Below are 13,403 nucleotides of genomic sequence, written 5' to 3' on the forward strand. Positions count from 1 at the left end.
TTTAAGATTAAATAAATGAAAGCACTTCTGAAAAGAGGTGCTTTTTTTTGTTGTAATGAATCAAGTAGATTCTTCCTTCATCTGAAGGACAAATTGTGAAACAAAAACCTTTACAACCGTTTAAAATTTAGATATTTTAAATCTTTACTCTTATTGTGGTTAATTATTTTCACAATTATTTTTTAAAATTTATCAAAAATCATATATGATTAAACGTTTACATTTTTTAAATTCGTATTAAAATTGAACTATTATGACTTTTGGAATTGAGGCGGCAAGCTATTATGCACCTTCGTTGTATTTGGAAATTAAAGACTTAGCGGAAAAAAGAGGAATTGAACCGGCCAAACTGGAAAAAGGTTTGGGCTTACATAAAATGGGATTTCCTGATGTGCATGAAGATGCGGCTACCTTTGCAGCTGAAGCTTTGCTAAAATTAATTAAAGATTACAATATCAATCCAAAAGAAATATCGAGAATCTATCTGGGAACCGAAAGTGCTTTGGATGCAGCAAAGCCTACCGCTTCTTATGCCATGCAGATGGTTGAAAAAGTATTGGAACCGGAATTCGGAGCGAGATGTTTCAAAAATTGCGATGTCGTTGACATGACTTTCGCCTGTATCGGAGCGGTGGATGCTCTTCACAATTCTTTGGATTTCGTAAGAGCAAATCCTGACAAAAAAGCAGTTGTCATCGCCAGCGATTATGCAAAATATGAGTTGGTCTCTTCCGGCGAATACACGCAGGGAGGTGGTGCGGTTGCGGTGCTGGTTTCTTCAAATCCGGATCTGATTGAGATTGAAAATGATTGGGGTATCGCTACAGAAAGTGTTTTCGATTTTTTTAAGCCGAGACGTCATTTTAAAAAAGAAGACTTATCCAACTCCCCTGAAAATTACCCCAATACAATAGAAATCTTTACAGACGAACCTGTTTTTGATGGACAATATTCTAATCAATGTTATCAGGACAGAATCAGGGAGGCGTATAATCATTATAAAGAAATTACAGGAAAAAATAAACCTTACGAGAGTTGGAAGTATCTTATTTTTCATCTTCCTTATGCTTTTCACGGGAAAAGAGTTTTCACGGAAATTTACAGCTTAGAAAACGGACTTTCCTACGAAACACCAGAAGAGCAAAAAACGGTTGCAAAATCTGAGGAGTATGTCCAGTTTATCAATGATAAAATTGAGAAAACGCAAAGAGCCTCATCAGAAATCGGAAATATGTACACGGCTTCGATCTTCATGGCTTTGTTGTCTGCTTTGCAAACTTCTTTTAATGAAAATGAAGAATTAGCAGGCGAAGAAATCGGATTTTTAGGCTACGGAAGTGGTTCCAAATCAAAAGTTTTTGCAGGAAAAGTTTCCCAAAACTGGAAAAATGTCGTTGCAAAATGGAATTTATTTGAAGATTTAAAAAACCGAACCGCCATAGATTTTGAAACGTATGAAAAACTTCACAGAAAACAGTTGGAAGAATCTGTTAATCAAAATTATAAAGGTTTCGGATTGACATCTGTTGAATTAGAAAGCCCGGTTTTGAAAGGAGCGAGGTATTATGATTATCAAAAATAATACACATTATAAATTTTAGCCCAAAATATAATTCCAAAAGTCAAATTGCTTAACTTTTGGAATTATATTTATAAGGTTTAAATGTCGTGTTAATTCATGAAAATATTCGTGTCATTTGTGTTTAAACAAAATCAAACCCTTACAAACCTACTCACAAACATCGAAGCCACAAGTTGTCCCACTGCATTTAAAACAGTTGCCAACGGATCTACCAGAGTTCCAATAATCATAACAGCCGGGATCGCTTCCTGAGGTAATTTGTAAACGGAAATCATCAGCATTTCACCGATATAGCCACCATTGGGGATTCCGCCCGCAACGATACTCACAAAAACGGTAATTCCTAATGCTAAAAGTAAATTCATCGGATCAAAAAAATCTCTTCCTATAATTAAAAACGCCACGTAAATCTTAATAATTGAAGACATCGACGAGCCATTTTTATGCAAAGTTGTCCCAATTGGGATTACAATATTCGCAATCTGACTGGGAACACCGATTTTTGAAGCTGCCAGTAAATTCGCAGGCATAGTGGCAAAACTGCTGCAGGTGCTCAATGCGGTTAAGGTAGGGTAAATGGCGTTTGTCCAAAAACTTTTTACTCCGTTTTGACCTTTTGCAAGAAAAGCATACAGAGAAAAGAACACAAGAAAATAAACAATTCCGGCGATATAATACAATCCCAAAGGTTTAGCATAAAATCCGAAAAGCTGAGGTCCCAGAGTGGCCACCTGATAGGCAAAATAAGCTCCCAGACCGATTGGGGCGATCTTCATAATTAATAAAAGCAATTCCTTCATCACTTCATATCCCGAAGCAATAAATTGTCTGAAAGGCTGCCCTTTTTCGCCAGCTTTTCTGGCTGCAAATCCGGTCATGAAAGCAAAAATAAGTAAAGCCAGCATATTTTGTCTTGAGAAAAGCTGGGTAAATTCCCCCACTGTGAAGAAACTCACAATTCTGTTTCCCCAACTGTCGTTGTTAGCTGCTTCTTCAACGATTTCCGAACTTCCAGAAACTCCCGAAACAGGAAACAGATACACTGCACAGATCGTGAAAACAGCTGCCGTTAAAATAAAAAACAAAAAAGTAAAAGCCATCGTCATCATGATTTTTCCAAATTTCGATTGCTGTTCTAATGACGCAATAGAATTGGAAACGGCAAAAAATACCAACGGAACAACGCTTACGAAAAGCAAATTCAGGAAAATGTCTCCTAAAGGTTTGATGTAATCAACAATTTGCGGAGCTACAATTCCGATGATGCTTCCAACGGAGATTCCCAACAGTAAAAGTAAAATTCCGGAGTAGTTCTTTAAGACCTCTTTCATGTGGTGCTTTTTGATCAAAGATAGCTTTATTTTTAACATTCCGTTATATTAATTTCATGCATAAAATTCATAAATTTGAGTAAATATCGTTTCTATGGCTTATATAGATTACTATAAAATTTTAGGCGTAGACAAAAACGCAACACAGGATGACATTAAAAAAGCTTATCGAAAACTGGCGAGAAAGTTACATCCAGATCTTAATCCCGATGACAAAGAAGCTGAAAAAAAATTCAAGGAGCTTAATGAGGCCAATGAAGTTCTCAGCAATCCTGAAAACCGTGCCAAGTACGACAAATACGGAGAACACTGGAAACACGGCGAGGAGTATGAAAAGGCCCAGCAACAGCAGCAAAGTCAATATCAAGGAGGAAATTTCGGAGGCGGATTTTCCGGAGCTGATTTTGGGGAAGGTGAAGATTTTTCAGACTTTTTTCAGAGTATGTTTGGCGGGGCAGGAGGTGGCTTTAGCAGGAGTTCAAGGGGAAGTGCTTCAGGAAAATTTAAGGGGCAGGATGTGCATGCGGAACTGAATTTAAATTTAAAAGATGCGGCAACGACACATCCTCAAACTTTTGAAATTAATGGTAAAAAAGTAAGAATCACGATTCCTGCAGGGGTTTACGACGGACAGCAGATTAAGTTGAAAGGTCACGGAAATCCCGGTTTCAACGGCGGTCCGAATGGAGATTTATACATTACTTTCAATATTCCGGCAGATCCGAATTTTGAAAGAATCGGGGATGATTTAAAAACAAAAGTGGCGATCGATCTGTACACCGCAGTTTTAGGCGGAGATGTGAAAGTGAATACTTTGGGCGGAAGCGTAAACCTTAAAGTAAAACCCGAAACTCAAAACGGGATGACGGTAAGACTGAAAGGAAAAGGGTTCCCTGTATACAAAAAAGAGGGGCAATTCGGAGATTTGTTTGTGACCTACGAGGTAAAATTGCCGACCAATCTTACGGATCACCAGAAAGAACTTTTTGAACAACTTAAAAATTCCTAAGCCATGAGTGAAAGAATATCGCGAGAAGAACTCGTAAAAATATACAATATTGAAGTCACTTTTTTTGATGAACTGGTAGATTCCGGATTGCTGCATATCGAGACGGAAAATGAAATCCGTTATCTGATGTATGAGGATTTGCCTTCATTTGAAAGGTTTGCAAATTGGCATTATGATTTGGAAATCAATCTTCCGGGTTTAGAAGTCATCGATGATATGCTGAAAAAAATGGAAGATTTAAAACAAAAAAACCGCGAACTGATGAATAAGCTGTCGGCGATCAGTGATAAATATGAAGAGGGGTAGTTTGTTGTTGGTTGCTTGTTTCTAGTTGATGGTTGTTTGTTGATGGGGTTTATTGATGGTACAATGAAAAACCTATCTTTGTAAGAGAAATTAATAATTATGAATGAAGAAAAGATTATTGTTTTAAAACCTAGAAAAAACGATTTTGAGGAAATATATTTTAGTGAAAACCAGGGAAGTCTGTTTTTTTCATCGACAACGAGAGGAAAAACGATTACGACCATTGTTGTCGGACTGATTTTATTGATTCTCTTTTTATTTAAAGATGATTTTACTAAAGAAAAATTTGGGATTTTGTACTTTGTAAGTTTTCTGTTTTTGCTTTGTGCTGTATTTCTTTCGGTAAGCATTAATAAAGTTTCAAGATGGAAAAAACAGGTTAATTCTTATTTAAACAAGCTTGAAAACTGCAATATTTATGAGATAAGATTCGATCAAAATTTTTTCACGGTGAATATCGACGGAGAAAAAGAAACCAGCGAATGGAAAGACTTCGAATATTTCGACAGCACCGAAAAATATATTGCACTGGAAGGAAAACACAATTATATGTTTCCCAAAAAATCAATGAATGAAAAGGATTATAGTTTATTAAAACAAACCTTAAAGAAAAATATTAAAGAATAAAAAAATCAGAGTAAATTTTACTCTGATTTTTGTTTTTATATTGAAAGCTGATTAATCCAGCCAACCCATTTCTTTCATCCAGTCATCGTTGTAGATCTTCCCAACGTATCTTGAACCGTGATCGTGAAGTAAAACAACAATCACATCATCTTTTGTGAACTGATCCTTCATCTGCACCAAAGAAGCAATTGCGCTTCCCGCAGAATATCCGCAGAAAATTCCTTCTTCTTTTGCCAGTTTTCTTGCGTAAACAGCTCCGTCTTTATCCGTAACTTTCTCAAAATGATCGATCACCGACATATCATAGTTTTCAGGAAGAATATCTTCACCAATACCTTCTGTGATATAGGTGTAAGCATTTTCCAAATGAATTTCTCCCGTTTCGTGAATCTCTTTTAAGATCGAACCGTAAGTATCAACACCGATTACTTTAATATCCGGGTTTTTCTCTTTGAAAAATTTTCCGCAACCTGTAATCGTACCGCCTGTCCCGGCTCCAACCACGAAATGAGTAAGTTTTCCTTCCGTTTGTTCCCAGATTTCAGGGGCAGTAGACTCATAGTGAGCCGCTCTGTTTGATAAATTATCGTATTGATTTACATACCATCCGTTTTCCGTTTCTTTAGCCAGTCTTTTGGAAACTGAATAATAAGAACGAGGATCTGTAGGCTTCACATCTGTCGGACAAACGATCACTTCAGCTCCAACGGCACGAAGAATATCGCATTTTTCTTTTGACTGTTTCGAGTTGGTCACGAAAATACATTTGTAACCTTTAATAATTGCTGCAAGAGCCAATCCCATCCCTGTATTTCCGGAAGTTCCTTCGATGATGGTTCCTCCTGGTTTCAATCTTCCATCTTTTTCAGCGTCTTCAATCATCTTCAGGGCCATTCTGTCTTTCACAGAGTTCCCCGGATTGAAGGTTTCAACCTTGGCCAAAACCAATGCAGGAAAATCCTCACCCAAAACTTTATTAAGCTTTACCAATGGAGTATTCCCGATCGTTTCAAGGATGTTGTTTGCGTATTTCATAAATGTTTTTTAAAGCAGTGCAAAGATACAGCTTTAAATTATATTTTAGATTACGGTTGAGTTAAAGAAGGGCTAGAAAGTGAATGGTGAATTAATTTCTTTGTCAATTTGCTTCGCTTGTGAATTTTTTGAAGGTACTATTATTTACTCAAAATTTTTTAGGAGCTTATTCCTGCTTTCCACTATATCTTTTTGGGTACGGTCTCCGCTTTGCTCCGACCGCACCCAAAAAGGATGCCGTTGCAATCAGGGCTAGGGTAGCAGTCGTTATACGCACTCTTTGTCATTGCGAGGAACGTAGTGACGAAGCAATCTCAACTAAAAAAAGAGTGATACTTAAATATTCTTAAATACTTAATAAAACTTAATGGTTAATAGTAAGATATAGATAAAGATTAGAAGAGATTGCTTCACCTTCGTTTCGCAATGACATTTATAGATTAAAGTTTTAATTATACTTAATCGCCTTCACCGGAGAAATCTTACTGATCAGATAACTCGGAATAATCAAAGCTAATGCAGAAATAATCAAAATTCCTATAGAAATAGAGATGATCGCAATCGGATTGAGATCCACCGGAACGGTGCTTACATAATAATTTTCCGGATTCAATTTAATAACTCCAAAAAACTTCTGAATTAAAATCAATCCAAGACCAATCGCATTTCCATACAACAATCCCGGAATCATGATGATCAGGGTATAATTAATGAAAGTCGCTCTGATCTGGGAGTTACTCGCGCCCAATGTTTTAAGAAGACCGATAGAATTTGTTCTTTCAATAATCAAAATCAGAAGAACCATGATAATATTGATAACTACAACGATTAACATGATGATGATAATCAATGCAATATTGGTGTCAAAAATGCTGATCCAGTCTGTGATTTGCGGATATTTTTCAGTTGCTTTCTCTGCGTAGTTTTTGTAGCCGATCAGTTTTTCAATTTCTGGGAAATCTCTGTCGATATCGTTGACATTTTTCAGGAAAATATCGATTCCGCCCACTTCATCAGGCTTCATATCCTGAATTTTCCTTACATGATTGATTCCTCCGATTACGAATTGGTCATCAATCATTTTGATATCGGTTTTATAAATTCCGACCACTTCAAACTTCCTGTAAATCGGTTGCTGATCTGTTTTGGAAAAAACGGTCACAATGCTGTCTTTTACCTTTAAATGAAGGTCATTCGCTATTTTTTGCGAAATGGTCACCCCATTGTTGTAGCCTACTTCCGTCACTTTCGGCGTGGTACCGGCTATCAGGAATTTTTTAAATCTCAGACTGTCAAAATCTTTTCCGACACCTTTGAAAATAATTCCTGCAAAATTATGCTCATTACGCATGATTCCTGTAACCATCGCATATTTCTGAACCGTTTCTACATCCGGAAGTTCCTGTATTTTTTTGATGTTTAGTCCCTGATTATCAAGAACCGAAGTGTTGTATGAAGAATTTGACCTCGTAGATTTTACCGTAATATGTCCGCTGAAATCTGCCAATCTCTCTTTGATCGCTTTTTTAGAGCCGAATCCGGTGGAAACGGTAATTAAAGAAACAATAATTCCCAACGCTACAGAAAGTCTGCCGATGAAGATGATAACCCTCGAAAGGTTATTTTTGTTATCTTTGGAAAACGCTATTTTTCTAGAGAAATATAAAGGAAATTTCAAACCTATGAATTTAGATTTCAAAATTAAAAATTTAGTTCTTATTTGCCTAATTTTTTTGGGAGTATTCAACCAATATTATTCTCAAACTCAAGATAAAGCCAATTTTAAAACCGGTGCAGATCAACCTGAGCTGTATTTACCTTTATTAAAAGGAAAAACAGTAGGTGTTGTGACCAATCAGACCGGATTGATGAGCGACAGAACCCACGTCGTTGATTTTTTAGTAAAAAACGGAATCAAAATAAAATCAATTTTTGCTCCTGAACACGGTTTCCGCGGTGATGCGGATGCTGGGGAAAAAGTGAAAAACGGAGTAGACGTAAAAACCAGAATTCCCATTGTTTCTTTATACGGAAATAATAAAAAACCAAAACCTGAACAGCTCAAAGGAATTGATGTCGTTGTTTTTGATATTCAGGATGTTGGGGTGAGATTCTATACCTATATTTCTACTTTGACGTATTTAATGGAAGCCGGCGCAGAAAATAATGTGGAAGTGATGGTGTTAGACCGTCCCAATCCGCACGATGGCTATATAGATGGACCGGTTTTAAGACAGAAATGGTCAAGTTTTGTAGGAATGCACGAAGTTCCTGTTGTCTATGGCTTAACCATTGGTGAATACGGAAAAATGGTAAACGGGGAAAAATGGTTAAAAAATAGTGTTCAGGCAAAGTATACGTTAATTCCCATGAAAAATTATCATAAAAAATTGCGCTATCCAATTTTAGATAAGCCTTCTCCGAATTTACCGAATGATAAATCGATCAATCTATATCCAAGTTTATGCTTTTTTGAAGGAACACAGGTTTCAGTAGGAAGAGGAACAGATTTGCCTTTCCAGATCTATGGTTCACCATGGACACCGAATTTGCCTTATCAGTTTACTCCAAAACCTAATTTCGGAGCGAAAGATCCATTTTTAAACGGAAAACTGTGTTATGGCGAAAATCTTTCAAATTATCCAAATGATTTGAGAGAGATCAATTTAGAATGGGTTATTCAGGCGTATAAAAATTATAAAAATCCGCAGCTAGATTTCTTCCTGAAGAATCTTTGGTTTGATACTTTAGCCGGAACCGATGAATTAAGAAAACAAATTATTGCCGGAAAATCAATCGCCGAGATCAAAGCATCCTGGAAACCGGATTTGAATAAATTTGAGAAGATCAGATCGAAATATGTCGTTTATGAAAATTGAAAAAGTGAATGGTCAATAGTGAATTTGCTTCGCTTGTGAATTATTAACTGGAAAAATTCACAATTCACTAACGAAGTTAGATTCACAATTCACCCTTTCTATCAGTCAAAATTCTGTGGTGGAGTTTTGTCATTCTTTCCTTTATTCAAGATAAAAAGACCAATTGACAATCCGATAACTCCTGCAATAGAAGTCATAAGAGCTCTTTCGATTTTATCAGGTTGATCATTTCCGACATAGTTCATCAGAAAAAGAATGACAAAAGTAATGACAGAAATGATAATATGGTTTCTTCCGAATAGTTTCATTGAATTATTTTAATTTATAAGAGATCATTACACCGCCTCTGTATGGGAGAACTTCGCCGCTTTTGTTGAATCCTGTTGCTGGATCATAACGCTTTCCTGTTGTACGGTCATATCCTTTGTAGAAATCCTGGGAAGTTCCTACTGTACCGTAGATATCAATATTCCACCGGTCTGAAATGTTGAACTGATACCCTGCTGTAACTCCTAATATTAAAGAATATCCTTTCTGGTAAAGATTAGAATAGACCAGAAGATCTCCGTTATGCTCATTAATGAATTCTCCATCACTCCAATAGCTCCACTTCTGTAAAGTAAAAGCTGATGCAGCAATATTGGCTCCAAGATACCAATGTTTAAAGGCTTCATCAAAATAATATCTTCCTTCCACAGAAGCTGAATAATATTGAAATTCATGTCCCGCAAAAGACTTCCATGGAGAAATGAAAATATCACCCTGTAAAGTATACTTTTTGCTTAACTGATGTTCTACGCCTACATTTAAAACACCGATTGTAGCAAACAAGGCATTTCCTTTTAAATAAACACTCGTTTCAGATTGCTCCTGAGCTTTTAAATTTCCCAATAAAAATAAGGTAAGGAATCCTGTAATAAATTTAATTTTCGACATGTGTTATTTTATCTGTTTTAATAACTCTTCGGCCAAAGTTGCATCTTTCTGTGCCTGGGTTGCCATATTTCTCGACATTTCTGCGTAAGTTTTTGCCATATCTTTGTTTCCGGTTAAGAAATAAAGTTTTGCCAAAATATAAGTGTTTTCGGAAGTTTCACCTCGCATTACCGATTTTTCTGCCCATTCTGCAGCCTTTTTCAGAGAGGTGGGAGTTTTTACGTGTTCGGAAAATACCCATGCCGCTTTTAGCAATTCATTAGGCTCAAATGATTCTGAGTTTTTGTAATAAGCCAAAGCCGCTTTCTCATATTCCGGAAAATTGGCGTTTTGTTCGTAATAGCTTAATTTTGTTTGATTAAGCTTCACTTCTGCATCATGTTTTCCTACCAAAGGTTCGGCAGTTTTCATGAAATAATCGTCGTTGATTCTTTTATTCTTTTGATCGATAGACTGCTCAACAACTTTTGATAATTTTATCTGATTGTCAAATTCTTTATAGGTTTCTTCCGGTAAAAACTTAATAATTTCCGCTTTTCTGTCTGTAAATTCTTTATAATTTTTATCATCAGCTGATTTCAGGAAAAATAGTAGAAATCCAACTTCATCTTTTGAGAATTCTTCCGCTTTTTTCTTGTTTTCGAAATATCTTTCTGAAGCTTTTTTTGCAAAATCAAAATCGGATGCAGAATTTAATTTCATGATATTGATCAAAAATTCCGGATCTTTTTCGCCATTGGCAAAACGGTCTCTTAATGAGCCTTTCTTATTGTTTGGAGAATTAATATCCTGTGCCATCGAAAGGAAAAGACCTTCTTCCATATAACCATAGTTTTGAGAAACAATTTCCCCATCGCCATTTAAAAATAGATAAGTAGGATAGGAGCGTACTCCATATTTCGCGGCAATATCCCTTCCTTCGCCCTTTTCCATATCGAATCTTGCATTTACAAAATTAGCATTGTAATAATCTCCGACGGATTTTTTAGTGAAAGTGTTCTTTTCCATCATCTTGCACGGTCCGCACCAAGAGGTATAGGCATCGATGAACAGGATTTTATTTTCTTTTTTCGCTTTGGCAACAAGGTCTTTGAAAGGCAAATCTTGAAACTGAATGGCTTCCTGAGCAAAGGCAACGACAGAACTTATTATAAATAATCCAGAGATAAATTTCTTCATTTGGCGGTAAAAATTAAAAAGCGAAGATACTTATTTTAACGTAAATGATTGATGATTATTACTGAATTTAAGACTTGTTCTGATGAGTTTAACTAAGATTTAACATTATGAAAAACGCGTATGTATTAGTTCTTATTTTTTTATTTAATTGACAACGATAATCAAGAACCAACTCGTTTTACTTTATATAATGCTCATTAATTTCTGTTTAAAGACGTTATATTTTTCAGGTTTCTGTTACATAATCATGAAATTATCATATACTTTTTATTAAGGCTAAATTTTTTTTCTAAACAAAGTGTTTTTTGTAATTGTAATATAATCAGGCTGTTGTGTTATTTTCTTTTTCATTTTTATTTCATTAATGTTAATAAATTGTGTCATTTTATTTATAAATGCTATTCATAAATTGTATTTATAAGATTTTTATAATTCATATTGAAATTATGTAATAAATAATATAAAATATTGATATATTTTTGACTATTGATTATTCACAAATTGTTGAATAATTAAATCTAATTATTATTTTAAATGAATATTAACTTAAAGAAGGAATAAAATAAATACAAAAAAGATGTGTAGTGTTTTCAAATTCTTCTATTTCGATTTTTGGCCTACATAGTTTTTTAATGATGATAAAGAGACATTTTTATTCGAAAAAAATTTATTTAATTACAAAATATTAATCATGATCATTCAAAAAAGAGAAATGCTAGATGCGTACATGCATTCATTAGCTGAAAAAGCATCCCTTTCAATAGGGTATCCTTTTGCAACTGATTTCAATTATGAAGAACTTCACAGCTTACTCCGATACCCACTTTTTAATCTGGGAGATCCTTTTATGGAAAGCAATTACGGCGTAAACTCATTTACTATGGAGAGAGAAGTCATAGATTTCTTTGCAGATTTGTTCCATGCTCCTAAGGATAATTATTCAGGGTACATTACCAGTGGAGGAAGCGAAAGTAATCTCTATGGTTTATATATGGCCAGAGAATTACACCCTAATGGGATTGTATATTACTCATCCGATTCGCATTACAGCATCCCAAAATCTATCCGATTGCTTAATATGAAATCTATTGAAGTCGGTTCAACCCAAAATGGAGAAATCGATTATGATGATTTGTTCCTTGCAGTAGAACAAAACCGCCATCTTCCTGCTATCATTGTTGCCAATATCGGAACTACAATGACGGAGGCGAAAGATGATCTTTCCAAAATCCGAAGTATTTTACAAAAGCTGGTGGTCGAATCACATTACATCCATTGTGATGCAGCATTGGCGGGAGCTTATCTTCCTTTATTAGAAGGAGGTTCAAAATTTGATTTTTCAAATGGCGCAGATAGTATTGCCTGCAGCGGACACAAATTCATAGGTTCGCCAATTCCTTGTGGAGTCGTTGTCGTTAAAAAAGATAACAAAGAGCGCTTGTCTCACTATATTTCCTACATAGAATCCGTAGATTCTACGATTACCGGAACCCGAAACGGGCTGAGTTCGGTCTTTCTCTGGTATGCCATCAGGCATTTCGGAAAAGAAGGTTTGTTGCAAAGAGCTGAAGAATGTCTTTCTTTGGCAAAGTATACTTATCACAGGCTTTTGGAGAATAATATTGACAGTTATTATAATGAAAATGCAATTACTGTACTCTTTGAAAAACCGTCTGAACTGTTATGTCAAAAATGGCAGTTAGCAACAAAATCTGGATTCTCCCACTTAATTTGTATGCCGGGAATTTCAAAAGATCAAATTGATAGGTTTATAGAAGATGTCCTGAATGAAAGGGAAAACAATAAAGCCACTTTTTAATTCAATTTTAATTACAAAAACTAAATTTCAATCACTTAATATAATTTATACATCATGCAAAACACAGCAGAACAATTATCCCCAAAAGTAAAACATGTTGATCCAATTATCGTTACAACTCCAGAGCCTTGGCAATGGGATGTATTGGCAAAAGCTTTTCTTAATGATCCTACTTTAAATTTTTGGTTGGGTGAAAAGACCAATGAACAAACCCTTAGTGAGTATTTTGAAGCCATGATCAAAGATACTTTGGCTTCCGGCGGAACTGTATTTGCAAGTCCTGATCAAAAATCTGTTTTAATCTGGACATGGCTTGGGCGTGATCCTGAGGATACCAATGAGTTTAAAAAACAATGGCATGCTGTCCTTGATCCGGAAGGTGTAAAGCGTTATTACTGGCTTTATGAAGAAGGCGAATTAGACCTTGATCCCGAGAAACTTGAAAAAAGTTATGAACCCGCATACATGGGAGTTCACCCGGATTCACAGGGAAAAGGATATGGAGGGCATCTTTTGAGATGGAGTCTTAATTATTTTGAAGACAAAGGCTACGAAGCTCCTTACATATTGGCAAGTACAAGACGTTCGGCAAAATTATACTGTCCTCTGGTTGGCTTTCATCACCATAAAGAGGTATTCGCATCAGAATCGGATTCGGAACCTGTTGCAGTATATTTAAAAAGAAATAAATAAAAAAAAG

The 13,403-nt window shown here is 35.6% G+C and carries 13 protein-coding genes; 7 read left to right on the top strand and 6 right to left on the bottom strand.

Annotated elements, in window-relative coordinates; all coding sequences use genetic code 11:
* The first annotated feature begins 253 nt into the window (after positions 1-253).
* The gene (locus BMX24_RS02235; RefSeq protein WP_089790453.1) at positions 254-1,582 is read left to right on the top strand and encodes a hydroxymethylglutaryl-CoA synthase family protein; all 1,329 of its coding nucleotides are present in this window, start codon (positions 254-256) and stop codon (positions 1,580-1,582) included.
* 131 nt (positions 1,583-1,713) lie between these two features.
* Here BMX24_RS02235 and BMX24_RS02240 read toward each other — a convergent pair whose 3' ends face one another.
* Positions 1,714-2,913, bottom strand: coding sequence for a dicarboxylate/amino acid:cation symporter (locus BMX24_RS02240; protein ID WP_089790454.1), 1,200 nt, complete (start codon positions 2,911-2,913; stop codon positions 1,714-1,716).
* Positions 2,914-3,007: 94 nt separating this feature from the next.
* Between BMX24_RS02240 and BMX24_RS02245 the strand changes: the two genes are divergently transcribed.
* The 3 genes from BMX24_RS02245 to BMX24_RS02255 all read left to right on the top strand — a co-directional run bounded on the left by BMX24_RS02245 (position 3,008) and on the right by BMX24_RS02255 (position 4,855).
* Positions 3,008-3,922: a DnaJ C-terminal domain-containing protein gene (locus BMX24_RS02245; RefSeq protein WP_089790455.1), complete on the top strand. Its 915-nt coding sequence runs from the start codon at positions 3,008-3,010 to the stop codon at positions 3,920-3,922.
* 3 nt (positions 3,923-3,925) lie between these two features.
* Entirely contained in the window at positions 3,926-4,228 is a 303-nt protein-coding gene (locus BMX24_RS02250; protein ID WP_089790456.1) for a chaperone modulator CbpM, read from the top strand.
* Between the two features lie 99 nt (positions 4,229-4,327).
* Positions 4,328-4,855: a YcxB family protein gene (locus BMX24_RS02255; protein WP_089790457.1), complete on the top strand. Its 528-nt coding sequence runs from the start codon at positions 4,328-4,330 to the stop codon at positions 4,853-4,855.
* A 51-nt stretch (positions 4,856-4,906) separates the two neighbouring features.
* Here the strand turns inward: BMX24_RS02255 and BMX24_RS02260 are convergent, their stop codons facing one another.
* Positions 4,907-5,890 (bottom strand): PLP-dependent cysteine synthase family protein, encoded by a 984-nt coding sequence (locus BMX24_RS02260; RefSeq protein WP_089790458.1) that lies wholly within the window; start codon positions 5,888-5,890, stop codon positions 4,907-4,909.
* A gap of 448 nt (positions 5,891-6,338) precedes the next feature.
* Positions 6,339-7,568, bottom strand: coding sequence for an ABC transporter permease (locus tag BMX24_RS02265; protein WP_089790459.1), 1,230 nt, complete (start codon positions 7,566-7,568; stop codon positions 6,339-6,341).
* A 4-nt stretch (positions 7,569-7,572) separates the two neighbouring features.
* On the opposite strand from BMX24_RS02265, the gene BMX24_RS02270 reads away from it, so the two are divergent.
* The gene (locus tag BMX24_RS02270; protein ID WP_089792694.1) at positions 7,573-8,769 is read left to right on the top strand and encodes an exo-beta-N-acetylmuramidase NamZ family protein; all 1,197 of its coding nucleotides are present in this window, start codon (positions 7,573-7,575) and stop codon (positions 8,767-8,769) included.
* 101 nt (positions 8,770-8,870) lie between these two features.
* On the opposite strand, the gene BMX24_RS02275 is transcribed toward BMX24_RS02270, so the two are convergent.
* The 3 genes from BMX24_RS02275 to BMX24_RS02285 are packed head-to-tail and all read right to left on the bottom strand — an operon-like array spanning position 8,871 to position 10,884.
* On the bottom strand, positions 8,871-9,077 hold the full coding sequence (locus BMX24_RS02275; protein WP_089790460.1) for a hypothetical protein: 207 nt from the start codon (positions 9,075-9,077) through the stop codon (positions 8,871-8,873).
* 4 nt (positions 9,078-9,081) lie between these two features.
* The gene (locus BMX24_RS02280; RefSeq protein WP_089790461.1) at positions 9,082-9,705 is read right to left on the bottom strand and encodes a DUF3575 domain-containing protein; all 624 of its coding nucleotides are present in this window, start codon (positions 9,703-9,705) and stop codon (positions 9,082-9,084) included.
* Between the two features lie 3 nt (positions 9,706-9,708).
* Positions 9,709-10,884: a thioredoxin family protein gene (locus BMX24_RS02285; RefSeq protein ID WP_089790462.1), complete on the bottom strand. Its 1,176-nt coding sequence runs from the start codon at positions 10,882-10,884 to the stop codon at positions 9,709-9,711.
* A gap of 691 nt (positions 10,885-11,575) precedes the next feature.
* Here BMX24_RS02285 and BMX24_RS02290 point away from each other — a divergent pair.
* Together BMX24_RS02290 and BMX24_RS02295 are read left to right on the top strand one after the other, a co-directional pair.
* Positions 11,576-12,703: a histidine decarboxylase gene (locus BMX24_RS02290; protein WP_089790463.1), complete on the top strand. Its 1,128-nt coding sequence runs from the start codon at positions 11,576-11,578 to the stop codon at positions 12,701-12,703.
* A 54-nt stretch (positions 12,704-12,757) separates the two neighbouring features.
* On the top strand, positions 12,758-13,396 hold the full coding sequence (locus BMX24_RS02295; protein WP_089790464.1) for a GNAT family N-acetyltransferase: 639 nt from the start codon (positions 12,758-12,760) through the stop codon (positions 13,394-13,396).
* Positions 13,397-13,403 lie beyond the last annotated feature (7 nt).

This window comes from Chryseobacterium wanjuense (genome assembly GCF_900111495.1).
GTDB lineage: Bacteria > Bacteroidota > Bacteroidia > Flavobacteriales > Weeksellaceae > Chryseobacterium > Chryseobacterium wanjuense.